This is a genomic window from Bordetella pertussis 18323 (assembly GCF_000306945.1).
GTDB lineage: Bacteria > Pseudomonadota > Gammaproteobacteria > Burkholderiales > Burkholderiaceae_B > Bordetella > Bordetella pertussis.
The window spans coordinates 1,722,501-1,737,642 of the sequence record NC_018518.1 but is presented as its reverse complement, the minus strand read 5'-3'; the positions used below and the strand labels follow the sequence as shown (position 1 = coordinate 1,737,642).

Sequence of the window (15,142 nt, the reverse complement as noted above, 5' to 3'; positions counted from 1 at the left end):
TCAGTACCCGCCCTTCTTGCCGGTGCCGGCAAAGACGAATTCATACTCGAGGTCGAACGGCTCGAACCACGGGCCCACGCCGGTTTCCTTGTCGATATGGCGGCCGAAGTGGTTCATCTTGTCGGCGGTCGGCGGCATGATGGTGTACTTCAGCTTGTACTTGCCGGGACCGTCCAGCTTGACGTTGTCGCCATAGTGCGGGCCGTCGTTGGCCACCATGGGCATGAAGGTGCCCTTCTGGACCTTGTCGCTGCCGACCTTCTGCACTTCGTACTTGACGACCAGGTAAGGCACCCACTCGCCTTCCGGAAAGCCCGTGGCGTTGCCCGCGGTGGCGTGGATGTCGGCTTCCAGGTGGACGTCGGAGTCCTTGGCGGCGCGCATCATGCCGGGGGGATCCATCTCGATGGGCTGCAGATAGACCGCGCCGATTTCCATGCCGCCCTTCTCGGCCGGCTTGCCGATCGGATACTCGGCCGCGAACGCGGCGCCAGGCAGGCTCAGGGCAAGCGCAAGTAGCAAGGCTTTCTTCATCATGTACGAGTCCTCTTAACTGAAAAAACGGCTCGAAGAAACACAAACAAGAACCGTTTTCATTAATGTAGTTCGGTTCGGCTTACAGATCCCTTAAGCCGACCCCAATTTCAGGACTCATACGGAAAAGGGGCGCCCGTGGGCGCCCCTTTTCCTTCAGCCAGCTTCGCTGGCGCTACTTGCCGCGCCCGCCTTGCGGGCCATCGCCGCCCGGCGGCGTGAACGGGAAATTCGAGAACATCGCCCGGGTCTGATCCTGCATCTGGTCCTGCATCTGGACGAACAGGTTCTTGCTCTGGTCGATGTAGTTGTTCATCATCTTCTGCAGCATCGGCGTCTGCACGTTCATGAACTGCGTCCAGGCCTCGGGCCCGAACTGGCTGCCGTACAGCCCCTTGGACTGCTCGGCCATGCGCTGCTGGATTTCCATGAACGCCTGGATGTTCTTTTCCAGGTACGAACCCATGATGCCCTGCATGGCGTGGCCGTAGAAGCGGATGATCTGCGCCAGCATGTTGGACGAGAACATGGGCATGCCGCCGCTTTCCTCTTCGAGAATGATCTGCAGCAGGATACTGCGCGTGAGATCCTCTCCGCTCTTGGCATCGACAACCTGGAAGTTCTCGTTGGCCAGAACCAGCTGCTTGACATCGGCTAGCGTGATGTAGGTGCTGGTTTGCGTGTCGTACAGCCGGCGGTTGGGATACTTCTTGATCAGGCGCAGGGCGGCGCCAGTTTGTGCTTGCGTCATGTCTGTCCCCGAGATCGGGAGATCTCTTTAACTTTCAATCATTTTACGTGTAATACCGGGCGTCCGCTTCCCCCCGGACCCCGGCCCCCTCCGAATGCGGCCTCAACCCATGTGCAGGCCGCCATTGAGCGAGAAATCCGCGCCCGTGGCAAAACCCGATTCATCCGACGCCAGCCAGGACGTCATGGACGCGATTTCCTCGGGCGTACCCAGCCGGCGCACCGGAATCGTCGCGACGATTTTCTCCAGCACGTCGGGACGGATGGCCCGCACCATGTCGGTCCCGATGTAGCCCGGCGAAATGGTGTTGACGGTAATGCCCTTGCTGGCGACCTCCTGGGCCAGGGCCATGGTGAAACCATGGATACCCGCCTTGGCGGTCGAGTAGTTGGTCTGGCCGAACTGCCCTTTCTGGCCATTGACCGAGCTGATGTTGACGATGCGCCCCCATTGGCGCTCCACCATCCCGTCGAGCACCTGCTTGGTCACGTTGAACAGGCTGTTCAGGTTGGTGTCGATCACCGCGCGCCAGTCGTCCACCGACATCTTGCGGAACAGGCCGTCACGCGTGATGCCGGCGTTGTTGACCAGCACGTCGACCTGGCCCAGGTCGGCCGTGACGCGCTCGAAAGCCTTGACGGTGGACTCCCAGTCGGACACGTTGCCCACCGATGCGTAGAACGTATAGCCCTGGGCCGCCTGCTCGTCGAGCCACTGCTGATAGTTGCGGCTGGGGCCGCACCCCGCCACCACCCGGAAGCCGTCCTTGGCCAACCGCTGGCAGATCGCGGTACCGATACCGCCCATGCCGCCCGTCACATATGCCAATTTTCCGCTCATTTGACTTCCTCCTGTTTTCACGGCGAACGCCCGCCAAGAATGCCGGCCTTGCGGCCCGCGCGCGTACTCAAACCGCTCTTACTTTCACATAACGTCCCGGCGCCGGCTCGATCGGCCGGAACCGTTTGTTGCCCGCCTGCGCGGGCGCGGCGACCTGCTTGCCGCCATGCCCGGCCAGCCAGGCGGTCCAGTCGGGCCACCAGCTGCCCGCGTGCTCGACCGCGCCGGCCAGCCAGGCGTTGGGATCGCCAGGCAGGTCGTGGGACACTGCGCCGGCCGATTCATTCACCCAATAGCTGCGCCGCTGCTTGGCCGGCGGATTGATCACCCCGGCAATATGGCCGGAAGCGCCCAGCACGAAACGCATGGGACCGCGCAGCAATTGCGTCGATGCGTAGGCCGACGGCCAGGGCACGATGTGGTCCTCGCGCGACCCGTACAGGTAGGCGGGCATGTCGAGCCGGGTCAGGTCCAGCGGCACGCCCGCGACACGCGCCCGTCCGGGCACCTTGAGATTGTTCTCGAGATACGTGTTGCGGAAATACCAGGCGAAGAACGGCCCCGGCAGGTTGGTGCTGTCGGCATTCCAGAACAGCAGGTCGAACGCAGGCGGTGTCTTGCCTTTCAGGTAATTGGAGACGACGTAGTTCCAGACCAGTTCGTTGGGGCGCAGGAACGAAAACGTGGTGGCCAGATCGCGGGCAGGCATCAAGCCGCGCTGTCCGTACTGGTGGTCGCGCAGCAAGGCATGCGCCTCGTCGACGAACACCTTCAGGATGCCGGTATCGTGGAAATCCAGCAGCGAGGTCAGCAGCGTGAGCGAGGCCACCGGACGCTCGCCGCGCACCTGGGCCAGCGCCAGCGCCGAGGCCAGCATGGTGCCGCCGACGCAGAAGCCCAGCGCGTTGACCTGCGGCTGGCCGCTGATGTCGCTGGCCACCGCCAGCGCCTTGAGCACCGCGTCGTCGAGGTATTCGCTCCAGGTGGCGGTATCCACGCCGTCGGTATCGGCCGCCAGCGGATTGCGCCACGAGATGATGAACACCGTATGGCCCTGCTCCACCGCATACCGGACGAAGGAGTTCTCGGGCTGCAGGTCGAGGATGTAGTACTTGTTGATGTTCGGCGGCACGATCACCAGCGGCCGCTCGCAGACCTTGGCGGTCTGCGGCGCGTACTGGATGAGCTGCATCAGGCTGTTCTCGAACACCACATGGCCGGGCGTGGTGGCCACGTTGCGGCCGATTTCGAACTGTGTCTCGTCCGTTTGGCTGATGCGGCCGCGCTGGATGTCGTTGAGCAGGTTGGCCATGCCTTCCTGCAAGGTGCGGCCGGCGCTTTCGACGATGGCGCGCTGCGCATCCGGATTGAAGGCCAGGAAGTTGGCCGGCGACATGGCATCGACCCATTGCATGACCGAGAAGCGCAAACGGTTGCGCATGGGTTCGCTGACCTGCGCCGCCTCGACCAGGCGCGCCATTGCACGGGCCGACAGCAGATAGGCATGCGCCATCAGCAGGCGCTGGCGGTCGTCCAGCCAGGCTGCGCCGGCAAAGCGCTTGTCGGCCGGAGCGCCCAGTACGCCACGCTTGGCCTCGTCACACAGGCGCAGCCATTCGCGAGAGAAATCGGCCTGGATTTCTGCCAGAGCGTCCGGTGCCACGCTCACCGGGACGGGCCATGCAGCGGAAAGATGGGCGTTCACTTCGACACCTTGTTATCGGAACTGCGCGAATTGATGGTGCATGCCGCCATTTTTACTGTCAATGCGGGTATACCTAGGAGCCATCCGGCAAGCATACCGAAGTCGCATTACCGGGCGTCGAGCCAGGCCAGCAAAGCCATCCGGCCGGTTTCCCGATCTCGCCGATACGAAAAAAATCGCGAGTCCTGCACCGTGCACAAACCGCAGGATTGCGCCTGTACGCCAGCGCGCCGCAAGCGCAGCAGCGCCAGTCCGGGCAGGTCGGCCAGCCATTTGCCCGGCAGGCCCGGGCGCGGCGCGAACAGGGCCGCGGCCTCGGGGCCGTCGGCCGCAAAGGCTTGCAGCACATCGGCCCCCACCTCGAATGCCGCCGGCCCGATGCCGGGCCCGATCCAGGCGCGCCAGCCGCGCGCGTCCGGCACCTTGGCCTGCATGGCGCGCAAGGTGTTTTCCAGCACGCCGCCGGCAAGGCCGCGCCAGCCGGCGTGCGCCGCGCCCAGCACGGTGCCGTCCTGGTCGGCGATGACCACGGGCAGGCAATCGGCAACCATGATGGCCAGCACGCGCCCGGGCGCGGCCGTGACGCTGGCATCGGCGGCGGGTTCATGCGGCGGGCCGGCGTCGGCGTCGACCACCTCGTGGCCGTGTACCTGGCGCAGCCACAGGGGCTCGGCCGGCACCGCGGCGCGCACCCGGCGGCGATTCTCGGCCACCGTTTCGGGACGATCGCCCGCGCGCAGCCCCAAGTTGAGGGTATCGTGCGGCGCGACGCCCGCCCCGCCGGCGCGCGTGGTGCAGAAATAGTTCACTCCCGCCCATTGCGGACCGGTGATGACGGGCAGATCGTGTATCAGGCGTTCCATGCCAAGGCTTCCTGGACGTCGGACATATCGGCGGGCACGCCGGCCTCGAAGCTGACTTCGCCCGCGCCGCCCGGATCATCGAAATGCAGGGCCCGCGCGTGCAGCATCTGGCGCGTGGCGCCGGCCAGCGGCTTGCCGCCGTACAGCGTGTCGGCAAGCAGGGGATGCCCCAGGCTGGCCAGGTGCACGCGGATCTGGTGGGTACGGCCGGTTTCCAGCCGGCACAGCACCTCGCTCACCCGGGCGCCGCCTTCGGCGCAGCCGCGCCGCCGCGGGTCGAAATGCGTGACCGCCGGCTTGGGCGCGATGGGCCGTTCGACGCTCATCCGTACCGGAACCCGCGCATCGCGGCCGATGGGACGGTCGACGGTACCGGCGGCGCCCAGCCAGCCATGCGCCAGCGCGATGTACTGGCGGCCCATGGTGCGCGCCTGCAGCTGGCGTACCAGGTGGGTCTGGGCCCGTTCGTTGCGCGCCACCACCATCAGGCCGGACGTGTCCTTGTCGAGCCGGTGCACGATGCCGGCACGCGCCACGCGCGCCAGTTCGGGATAACGGTGCAGCAGGCCGTTGAGCAGCGTGCCGCTCCAGTTGCCCGCCCCGGGATGCGTCACCAGCCCCGCCGGCTTGTCCACCACGATCCAATCGGGGCTTTCGGCCACCACGTCGAAAGCCACCGGTTCGGGCGCGAAAGCCCGGCTTTCCGGGGCCGGCTGCTCCCAGACCGACAGGACGTCGCCGGGGCCGACCGCCTGGCGCACCTTGGCCTGGGCGCCGTTTACCAAAACGTAACCGGCCTCGATCCAGCCCTGCAGCCGGCTGCGCGAATGGCCCGGCAACAGCCCCGCCAGCACCTTGTCCAGGCGGTCTGCCGGGGTATCCGGCGGCACCGTGAGCAGCAGCGGTTCGTCGTCGGAAAGCAGGTCTACACTGGCGGCTGTATCAGACATGAAGACAAATCATATAATCAGCCTGCCATGCTAACACCAAGGATAGGACTCACGTGACTCACCGTCCCGCTGCACTCTCGAAGCCCGCCTCCCGCCGCGGGGTGGCCCTGCGCGCGGCGATCGCGCTGTCAACCATTCTGATCGTGGCCGGCTGCGGCTCGTCAAGCACCAAATACGACAAGACCGCGGGCTGGAGCGCCGAACAGTTGTACGCCGACGCCAAGCAGGAAGTCGCGGCGGGCAACTGGACCGATGCCCGGGAGCGCCTGACCGCCATCGAAAGCCGCTACCCGTTCGGCACGTACGCCCAGCAGGCCCTGATCGAACTGGCTTACGTCAACTGGAAAGACGGCGAGAACGAACAGGCGCTGGCCGCCATCGACCGCTTCCAGCAGCTCTATCCCAACCACCCGGGCACGGACTACGTGCTGTACCTGAAGGGGCTGGTCAACTTCACGCCGGCCAGCGCCTTCATGAGCAACCTGACCGGCCAGGACCCCGCCGAGCGCGATCCCAAGGGCCTGCGCGCGTCCTACGATGCGTTCAACGAACTGGTCCAGCGCTTCCCCAACAGCAAGTACACGCCCGATGCGCAGAAGCGCATGACCTGGCTGGTCAACGCCATCGCCATGAACGAAGTCCACGTGGCGCGCTACTACTACGAGCGGGGCGCCTACGTGGCGGCCGCCAACCGGGCGCAGACCGTGATCACCGATTTCGAGGGGGCCCCCGCCTCGGAAGAAGCGCTCTATATCATGGTCGAGTCGTATGACAAGCTGGGAATGACCGAACTGAAGGGCGACGCCGAACGCGTGCTCGACCAGAACTATCCCAACAGCAAATTCAAGACGCAAGGCCTGTCGGCCGACAAGAGCTGGTGGAACCCGTTCTCGTGGCGCTGACGCCACTCGCGCAGTCCAAGGAAAGCCCGGCCCCAGGCCGGGTTTTCCTTTTGCGCGGCCGTTATGGTTCGGCCTCGCCCATGCGGGCGTAGAAAGCCAGTGCCTCGTTCATGTCGCGGGTGCGGGCAAACGGCGGCAGGCCGCGCCACAGGCGCTTGCCATAAGGCTTCTCGACCAGGCGGGCATCGCCCACCATGAGCACGCCCCAATCGGTTTCGGTGCGGATCAAGCGGCCCGCGCCCTGCTTGAGCGAAATGGCGGCCTCGGGCAACTGGTACTCGGCAAACGGATTGCCGCCGCGCAGCCGACAGGCGCGCAGGCGGGCCTCGATGACCGGGTCGTCGGGCGGCGCGAACGGCAGCTTGTCGATCGCCACCAGCGTCAGCACATCGCCCGGCAGGTCGATGCCCTCCCAGAAACTGGCGCTGCCGACCAGCACGGGATGCTCCAGCTTGCAAAAGCGTTCCAGCAGATCGCGGCGGGTGGCCTCGCCCTGGCGCAACAGCGGCCAGTCGTGTCCCGCGTCCGCGAAGGCGTCGGTCAGCAACTGCGCCACCTTGTCGACCGCGCGCAGCGTCGTGCACAGCACCAGCGCGCCGCCCGGACTGGCTTCCAGCAAGGGCAGCAGATTCTCGACGAAGCGCTCGACGAAGCGGGGCGACTGCGGCTCGGGCATATCGCGCGGCACGAACAGCAAGCCCTGCGCGGGGTAGTCGAATGGCGACTCCCAACGTCCGGTGCGGGCATCCTCCAAGCCAAGCTGCCGCGTGAAATGGCCGAAATCACCATAAACAGATAGCGTTGCCGACATCAGAATCCACGCTTGGCCGGGCTTGCGATAGCGCGAGAATGCCTGTGCCACCGACAAGGGCGCCGCATGCAGGCGCACATGATGCTGGCCATGCTCGACCCAGCGCACCGCCGGCCCGCTCCAGTTGGCGGCGGCCGCCGCCTCGGCCAACAGCGCCTCGGACGGCGCGGCCACCGCCACGCCCTGGTCGTCGCGGCCCCAGCCTTCATCGTGCTCGGCGGCCTGGGCCGCGTGGCGCGGCGGCGTGGCCCAACGGGACAGGCGCACCGAAATTTCGGCGCCCGCGCGAGCGGCGGCGGCCAGGTCCGGATGTTTTTCCGCCACGCCGCTCAACGCCCGCACCGCGGCGTCGAGGACCTCGCGCAGGCTGGCCAGCGCGGCGTCGAATTCATCCGGGTCCGGCATGGCCTCGAAGGTCGCCTTGCGCCCGGGCAGCCGCTCCAGCGGCGCGCAGGCCAGCCGCAGCTCGCGCGCGGCGGTCTCGACCTGCCGGCCGACATCGCTCCATTTGGCGGCTTCGCGCGCGTACGCCAGGCCGGCCGCCTCCAGCGTGCGGGCGAAGTCCAGCAACTGGTGAGTCGACACACTGCTGCCCAGGAACCGGGTCGCGGTATCGGGCAATTGGTGCGCCTCGTCGAAAATCACCGTATCCACTTCGGGCAGCAAGTCTGTCACGCCCTCCTCGCGCAGCACCAGGTCGGCCATGAACAGCGCATGGTTCACGACCACCACGTCGGCCTCCTGCGCCTGGCGGCGCGCCTTGACCACGAAGCAGTCGCGGATGCGCGGGCACTCCTGGCCCAGGCAGTTCTCGCGCGTGGAGGTCACGCGTTGCCAGATATCGGCGTCTTCGGGCACCTGCGCCAGCTCGGCGCGATCGCCGGTCTTGCTGATGCCGGCAAACACCTGGATCTGGCGCAGCTGGCCGATCTCGGCGCGCGACTTCAAGGCGCGGTCGTCGCCCTGCAGGCGGTCGAGGTGGTAGTGGCAGACATAGTTGCCGCGCCCCTTGAGCAGCGCGGCCGTCACCGGCGCGGCCAGCGCCTGCCGCACCTTCGGCAGGTCGCGCGCGAACAGCTGGTCCTGCAGGGTGCGCGTGCCGGTGGAAATCAGCACCTTGCCGCCTTGCGCGAAGGCGGGCACCAGATAGGCCCAGGTCTTGCCGATGCCGGTGCCGGCCTCGGCCACCAGGGTGGCGCGCGCCGCGATGGCGCTGTCTATGGCCTGCGCCAGCTCGACCTGCGACTGCCGCGGCCGGTAGCCCGGCATGGCGCGCGCCAGCGGGCCGTCGTCCGCGAAGAATTCCGAAATGTCGAGGTCCAGCATTGATCAAGCCATGCGCTAAAGTGGCTGACATAATAGCGCCTCCGGCCTACGCAGCCGGCCGGCTGGCGCATGCCGCCGTGACATAAACGCGCCACCCGCCATATCTGGTAACAGTGGCTTGTGGCACAATCCGCCCCTTGTTTTCCCTTTGCCGTCGTATCGAGATGCCTGAAACCTCCGCTACCACGAACGCCGCACCGGGCGTCGATCACGCCCGGATCATTGCCCAACTGGCCACCGAAATCGGCGCCCGAGCCTCGCAGGTCGCCTCGGCCGTGGAACTGCTGGACGACGGCGCCACCGTGCCGTTCATTGCCCGCTACCGCAAGGAAGCCACCGGCGGGCTGGACGACGGCGCCCTGCGCACCCTAGAGGTGCGCCTGGGCTACCTGCGCGAACTCGAAGAGCGCCGCGGCGCGATCCTGGAGTCCATCACGCAGCAGGGCAAGCTGACGCCCGAACTGCAGCAGGAAATCGCCACGGCTGAGACCAAGCAGCGCCTGGAAGACCTGTACGCGCCCTACAAGCCCAAGCGCCGCACGCGCGCCCAGATCGCCCGCGAAGCCGGCCTCGAGCCGCTGGCCGACGCCATCCTGGCCGATCCGGCCTGCGATCCCGCGGCGCTGGCGGCGCAGTACCTCAACCCGGAAGCCTCGATCAACGACGCCAAGGCGGCCCTCGACGGCGCGCGCGATATCCTGGCCGAGCGCCATGCCGAGAACGCCGACCTGCTGGCCGACATCCGCGAGCATCTGTGGAGCACCGGCCTGCTCTATTCGAAAATGGTCGAGGGCAAGGAAACCGACGGCGCGAACTTCCGCGACTGGTTCGATTTCAACGAGCCGCTGCGCACGCTGCCTTCGCACCGCATCCTGGCGCTGATGCGCGGCCGCCAGCAAGGCGTGCTGGAATTGCGCGTGGGCCTGGAAGCCGACCTCGAGGCCGAGACGCCCCACCCCTGCGTGGCGCGCATCGCCTCGTTTCTCAAGCTGGGCAACGGCCTGTTCGCCCTGGACGCCACGCCGCGCGCGCGCTGGCTGGGCGAGGTATGCCGCTGGACGTGGCGCGTCAAGCTGCTGACGGCATTCGAAAGCGAATTGTTCGGCCGCCTGCGCGAAAGCGCCGAAGCCGAGGCCATCCGCGTGTTCGCCGCCAACCTGAAGGATTTGCTGCTGGCCGCGCCGGCGGGCCCCAAGACGGTACTGGGGCTGGACCCCGGCATCCGCACCGGGTGCAAGGTGGCGGTCATCGACCGCACCGGCAAGGTCGTCGATACGGCCACGGTCTACCCGTTCGAGCCGCGCCGTGACCGCGAAGGCACCATCAAGACGCTGGCGGCCCTGGCGGCGCGCCACAAGGTCGAGCTCATCGCCATCGGCAACGGCACCGCCTCGCGCGAATCCGAAAAGCTGGTCGGCGACATGATGGCCCGCTTTCCCGACCTCGCGTTGACGCGCGTGGTGGTCTCCGAGGCCGGCGCCTCGGTGTACTCGGCCTCGGAAACGGCCGCGCTCGAATTCCCCGACCTGGACGTGACGCTGCGCGGCGCCGTCTCGATCGCCCGCCGCCTGCAGGATCCTTTGGCCGAACTGGTCAAGATCGATCCCAAGGCGATCGGCGTGGGCCAGTACCAGCACGACGTCAACCAGCGCGAGCTGGCCCGTTCGCTGGATGCGGTGGTCGAGGACTGCGTGAACGCCGTGGGCGTGGACGTCAACACCGCCTCGGCGGCGCTGCTGGCGCGCGTCTCGGGGCTGAACACGCTGCTGGCCAAGAACATCGTGGCCTGGCGCGACGAGAACGGCGCCTTCCCCACCCGCGACATGCTGCGCAAGGTGCCGCGCTTCGGCGAGAAGGCTTTCGAGCAGGCCGCCGGCTTCCTGCGCATTCCCAACGGCGACAATCCGCTCGATGCCTCGGCGGTGCACCCGGAGGCCTATCCCGTGGTGGAGCGCATCGTCGCGCGCATCAAGGCCGACGTACGGCACATCATCGGCCAGCGCGAGGCGCTCAAGGGCGTGTCGCCCAGCGACTTCACCGACGAGCGCTTCGGGCTGCCCACGGTGCGCGACATCTTCGCCGAGCTGGAAAAGCCCGGCCGCGATCCGCGCCCGGAATTCAAGACCGCGCAGTTCAAGGAAGGCGTCGAAACCCTCAACGACCTGTTCCCCGGCATGGTGCTCGAAGGCGTGGTGACCAACGTCGCCAATTTCGGCGCCTTCGTGGACATCGGCGTGCACCAGGACGGGCTGGTCCATATTTCGGCGCTGGCCGAGAAATTCGTCAAGGATCCGCGCGACGTCGTGCGCGTGGGCCAGACCGTGACCGTCAAGGTGCTCGAGGTCGACGTGGCGCGCAAGCGCGTGGCCCTCACCATGCGCCTGAACGATGCCGCCGAGCCGGCCCGCCGTGGCAATGGCGCGGGAGCCGGGGCCGCGCGCGGCGCCGATCGGGGCGCCCGCCGTCCGCAGGCGGACAACGGCAAGGGCGCGCCGGCCAACAGCGCCATGGCCGACGCCTTCGCCAAACTCAAGCGCTGATCGCAACGCAGGCGCCGCCCCGTCATCGGGTGCGGCGCCTGCGTCGTTGCCCCGATCCGCGGGCGGGCCGCGGACGAAGCCTAGGTGTGAACTGTCAATAGGTTGTATTCGTCCAGGTTGAGTCTGGAGATGGGTACAGCGCGCCCGATGCCTTGGTGGGGTCGATGCCAGTTGTAGTGGTGTAGCCAGGATTTCATGGCATCGGCTCGGTGTTGGGAGTTCTGGTAGGTGTGAGCGTAAGCCCACTCACGCAAGGCCGACTGGATGAAGCGTTCGGCCTTGCCATTGGTCTGTGGGCGGTAAGGTCGGGTAAAGCGGTGCTTGATGCCCAGCTCATGGCACAGCGCGGCGAAGGCGCGGCTGCGAAAGGCCGAGCCATTGTCGGTGAGCAAGCGCTGGATGGTCACGCCCAGGCGCTGGTAGTAGGCCACTGCGTCCTTGAGGAACTGGACGGCGCTGGGGAAGCGCTCGTCGGGGTGGATGTCGGTGAAGGCCACGCGGGCGTGGTCATCGATGGCCACGAAGACGAAGTCCCAGCCGGCCCCCTCAACGGTATCGCGTCGGTTGCCCGTGACCCGGTGGCCAGGGCGCTGGATACGTCCCAGCTTCTTGATGTCGATGTGCAGCAGATCGCCGGGGGCCTGATGCTCGTAGCGCACCACCGGCTCGGCCGGCTCCAGGTCGGCCAGGTGCGACAGACCGGCGCGGGCCAGGACGCGGCTGACGGTGCTGGCTGACACGCCCAGCGCCTGGGCGATGCGCGCTTGGGTCAGCCGCTTGCGGCGCAGCTCCACGATAGCCAGCGCCTTGGCCGGCGCAATCGCTCGGGGCGAGACCGTCGGGCGCGAGGACGCATCGGCCAAGCCCGCCTGGCCCTGAGCCAGGAAGCGGCCCAGCCATTTGCGCACAGTCGGCGCGGTGACCCCATAGGCGCGGGCCGCTTCAGACACACAAACTTGATGGGCGATCAATTGCTGGACCATTTCGAGTCGACGTAGGAAGGTCAATCGGGCATGCTTATGGGTGTTCATCCGGCCGGGCTCCTTGAGTGAACTGGGGGGTCGGCGATTTCCAGTTTCTCAAATCCGGTTCGGATGAACCATGCATACAACCTATTGAATCTTCACACCTAGGCTGCAGCCAGTTGGGCCAGGGCCTCGCGGGCCTTGGCCAGCAGCGCATCGCGCGCGCCGGCATCGGCGGCTTGCGGTCCGTACGCCACTTCCTTGCCATCCAGCCAGGCCGCATACGACACGTCATCGTGGCCGCGCAAGGCCTGCTCGGGCGCCTCGTCCTGCAGGCGGCGCATCAGCGCGCCCGCTTCCTTGGGATTGGCGAAAGGCACCGAGCACAGCAACTCTTCCCCGTCGGCGGCAAGCAGCCGGAAACGGAAACTGCCATCCTCGTCGCGGAAGCTGACGAAACGCGCGTCCTTGGCGGCCTTGCGGGCCGGCTGGGCGGCCTTGGCCGCAGCCGGCTGCAAGACGCCCAGGCCCACCGCATCGCGCAGCGTGCGGACCAGCGGTTGCGCCAGCTTGCGCGCCTTGGCGGCGCCGACCTGCAGGATGTCCTCGATCAGGCCGGGGTTGGAAATCAGTTCGACATAGCGCTCGCGCATCGGCGCGAGATCGCGCTCCAGCCGTTCGTACAAGGCCTGCTTGGCGTCGCCCCAGCCCATGCCTTCTTCGAGCTGGCGGCGAAACGCCATGGATTCCTGCTGCGTGGAGAAGGCGCGGTACAGCATGTACAGGTGCGAGGCCTCGGCGTCCTTGGGCTCGCCCGGCAGGCGCGAATCGGTGACGATGCGCTGCGTGGCGTTGCGCAGGCCCGCCGCTCCGCCTTCGAACAGCGGAATGGTGTTGTTGTAGCTCTTGGACATCTTGCGGCCATCCAGGCCCGGCAAGGTCGCGACCTCCTCGGCGATCACCACTTCGGGCAGGACGAAGAATTCGCGGCCATACAGGTGGTTGAAACGCTGCGCGATATCGCGCGCCATTTCCAGGTGCTGGACCTGGTCGCGCCCGACCGGCACCTGGTTGGCGTTGAACAGCAGGATGTCGGCGGCCATCAGGACGGGATACGAGAACAGTCCCATGGTCACGCCGTCATCCGGCTCGACGCCCTTGGCGGCATTCTGGTCCACCGACGCCTTGTAGGCGTGCGCCCGGTTCATCAGGCCCTTGGGGGTCACGCAGGTCAGCAGCCAGCACAGCTCGGTGATTTCCGGGATGTCCGACTGGCGATAGAACGTGACGCGTTCCGGGTCCAGCCCCGCGGCCAGCCAGGTGGCGGCGAGCTCCAGCCGCGAACGCGCCACCCGCGCCGGATCGTCGCACTTGATCAGCGCGTGATAGTCGGCCAGGAAGAAAAACGCGTCCACGCCCGGCTGGGTACTGGCCTGGATGGCGGGGCGGATCGCGCCCGCGTAATTGCCCAGGTGCGGCGTGCCGGTGGTGGTGATGCCGGTGAGGACTCGGGTATTCATGGAGGACTGCTAGGTGTGAACTGTCAATAGGTTGTATTCGTCCAGGTTGAGTCTGGAGATGGGTACAGCGCGCCCGATGCCTTGGTGGGGTCGATGCCAGTTGTAGTGGTGTAGCCAGGATTTCATGGCATCGGCTCGGTGTTGGGAGTTCTGGTAGGTGTGAGCGTAAGCCCACTCACGCAAGGCCGACTGGATGAAGCGTTCGGCCTTGCCATTGGTCTGTGGGCGGTAAGGTCGGGTAAAGCGGTGCTTGATGCCCAGCTCATGGCACAGCGCGGCGAAGGCGCGGCTGCGAAAGGCCGAGCCATTGTCGGTGAGCAAGCGCTGGATGGTCACGCCCAGGCGCTGGTAGTAGGCCACTGCGTCCTTGAGGAACTGGACGGCGCTGGGGAAGCGCTCGTCGGGGTGGATGTCGGTGAAGGCCACGCGGGCGTGGTCATCGATGGCCACGAAGACGAAGTCCCAGCCGGCCCCCTCAACGGTATCGCGTCGGTTGCCCGTGACCCGGTGGCCAGGGCGCTGGATACGTCCCAGCTTCTTGATGTCGATGTGCAGCAGATCGCCGGGGGCCTGATGCTCGTAGCGCACCACCGGCTCGGCCGGCTCCAGGTCGGCCAGGTGCGACAGACCGGCGCGGGCCAGGACGCGGCTGACGGTGCTGGCTGACACGCCCAGCGCCTGGGCGATGCGCGCTTGGGTCAGCCGCTTGCGGCGCAGCTCCACGATAGCCAGCGCCTTGGCCGGCGCAATCGCTCGGGGCGAGACCGTCGGGCGCGAGGACGCATCGGCCAAGCCCGCCTGGCCCTGAGCCAGGAAGCGGCCCAGCCATTTGCGCACAGTCGGCGCGGTGACCCCATAGGCGCGGGCCGCTTCAGGCACACAAACTTGATGGGCGATCAATTGCTGGACCATTTCGAGTCGACGTAGGAAGGTCAATCGGGCATGCTTATGGGTGTTCATCCGGCCGGGCTCCTTGAGTGAACTGGGGGATCGGCGATTTCCAGTTTCTCAAATCCGGTTCGGATGAACCATGCATACAACCTATTGAATCTTCACAGCTAGGCTGTGGATCGAAGGACACAGTTTACCGTGCCCCCGGCAACCGCATTCAAAGCAGCGCCAGCACGGGCGCCGCCAATGCGCAGGCGCCGCCTGCGCCCAGGGCCGCGCGCGGCCAGAACGTGAGGAGCCAGATCAGCAGCAACCCGGCCAGGCTCAGGATGCCGATCCATTCGACCGTGCCGTAGTTCCATCCCCAAGCGCCCGCCGATGCCCACAGCGACAGCGCCAGGCCCAGCCACCCCAGGCTGCGCAGCGCCAGGCGGCGGCGCCTGGGCAGCGCGCGGTCGAAGACGTCTTCGTAATGGCGGTCCATGCCCAGCGACAGGGCGGCAAAGCCCGCGTAGGCCAGGCAGAAGGCAGTGGCGTTCAGCAT

The 15,142-nt window shown here is 66.8% G+C and carries 13 protein-coding genes; 2 read left to right on the top strand and 11 right to left on the bottom strand.

Annotated features, from left to right (window positions below; genetic code table 11):
* From BN118_RS08165 to BN118_RS08140, 6 genes are all read right to left on the bottom strand, one after another.
* Window positions 1-537, bottom strand: a complete 537-nt coding sequence (locus BN118_RS08165; RefSeq protein WP_010930217.1) for an iron transporter — start codon at window positions 535-537, stop codon at window positions 1-3.
* Window positions 538-709: 172 nt separating this feature from the next.
* Entirely contained in the window at window positions 710-1,285 is a 576-nt protein-coding gene (phaR, locus tag BN118_RS08160) for a polyhydroxyalkanoate synthesis repressor PhaR (protein WP_003813585.1), read from the bottom strand.
* 102 nt (window positions 1,286-1,387) lie between these two features.
* Window positions 1,388-2,125: an acetoacetyl-CoA reductase gene (gene phbB / locus BN118_RS08155; RefSeq protein ID WP_003813586.1), complete on the bottom strand. Its 738-nt coding sequence runs from the start codon at window positions 2,123-2,125 to the stop codon at window positions 1,388-1,390.
* 67 nt (window positions 2,126-2,192) lie between these two features.
* Complete coding sequence (locus BN118_RS08150) at window positions 2,193-3,830, bottom strand: PHA/PHB synthase family protein (RefSeq protein WP_014905710.1); 1,638 nt, start codon at window positions 3,828-3,830, stop codon at window positions 2,193-2,195.
* Between the two features lie 107 nt (window positions 3,831-3,937).
* Entirely contained in the window at window positions 3,938-4,693 is a 756-nt protein-coding gene (pgeF, locus tag BN118_RS08145; RefSeq protein ID WP_019247742.1) for a peptidoglycan editing factor PgeF, read from the bottom strand.
* Window positions 4,681-5,643, bottom strand: coding sequence for an RluA family pseudouridine synthase (locus BN118_RS08140; RefSeq protein ID WP_010930214.1), 963 nt, complete (start codon window positions 5,641-5,643; stop codon window positions 4,681-4,683). Before BN118_RS08140 ends, pgeF begins: the two co-directional genes overlap by 13 nt.
* A gap of 101 nt (window positions 5,644-5,744) precedes the next feature.
* Here BN118_RS08140 and BN118_RS08135 point away from each other — a divergent pair, with 101 nt between their 5' ends.
* Window positions 5,745-6,545 (top strand): outer membrane protein assembly factor BamD, encoded by an 801-nt coding sequence (locus BN118_RS08135; protein ID WP_003813594.1) that lies wholly within the window; start codon window positions 5,745-5,747, stop codon window positions 6,543-6,545.
* Between the two features lie 61 nt (window positions 6,546-6,606).
* Here BN118_RS08135 and BN118_RS08130 read toward each other — a convergent pair whose 3' ends face one another.
* A complete protein-coding gene (locus BN118_RS08130; protein ID WP_014905709.1) occupies window positions 6,607-8,682 on the bottom strand; it encodes an ATP-dependent DNA helicase in 2,076 nt (691 codons plus the stop codon).
* A gap of 164 nt (window positions 8,683-8,846) precedes the next feature.
* On the opposite strand from BN118_RS08130, the gene tex reads away from it, so the two are divergent.
* Window positions 8,847-11,222, top strand: a complete 2,376-nt coding sequence (gene tex / locus BN118_RS08125) for an RNA-binding transcriptional accessory protein Tex (RefSeq protein WP_014905708.1) — start codon at window positions 8,847-8,849, stop codon at window positions 11,220-11,222.
* Between the two features lie 80 nt (window positions 11,223-11,302).
* On the opposite strand, the gene BN118_RS08120 is transcribed toward tex, so the two are convergent.
* The 4 genes from BN118_RS08120 to BN118_RS08105 form a co-directional block, all read right to left on the bottom strand.
* Complete coding sequence (locus BN118_RS08120; protein ID WP_010930742.1) at window positions 11,303-12,253, bottom strand: IS481-like element IS481 family transposase; 951 nt, start codon at window positions 12,251-12,253, stop codon at window positions 11,303-11,305.
* A gap of 98 nt (window positions 12,254-12,351) precedes the next feature.
* Window positions 12,352-13,707: a tryptophan--tRNA ligase gene (locus tag BN118_RS08115; protein ID WP_010930211.1), complete on the bottom strand. Its 1,356-nt coding sequence runs from the start codon at window positions 13,705-13,707 to the stop codon at window positions 12,352-12,354.
* A gap of 9 nt (window positions 13,708-13,716) precedes the next feature.
* Window positions 13,717-14,667 carry an IS481-like element IS481 family transposase gene (locus tag BN118_RS08110; protein WP_005013747.1) on the bottom strand — a complete coding sequence of 317 codons (951 nt, stop codon included), beginning with the start codon at window positions 14,665-14,667 and terminating at the stop codon, window positions 13,717-13,719.
* Between the two features lie 148 nt (window positions 14,668-14,815).
* On the bottom strand, window positions 14,816-15,142 hold the full coding sequence (locus tag BN118_RS08105; RefSeq protein WP_003813603.1) for a DUF3325 domain-containing protein: 327 nt from the start codon (window positions 15,140-15,142) through the stop codon (window positions 14,816-14,818).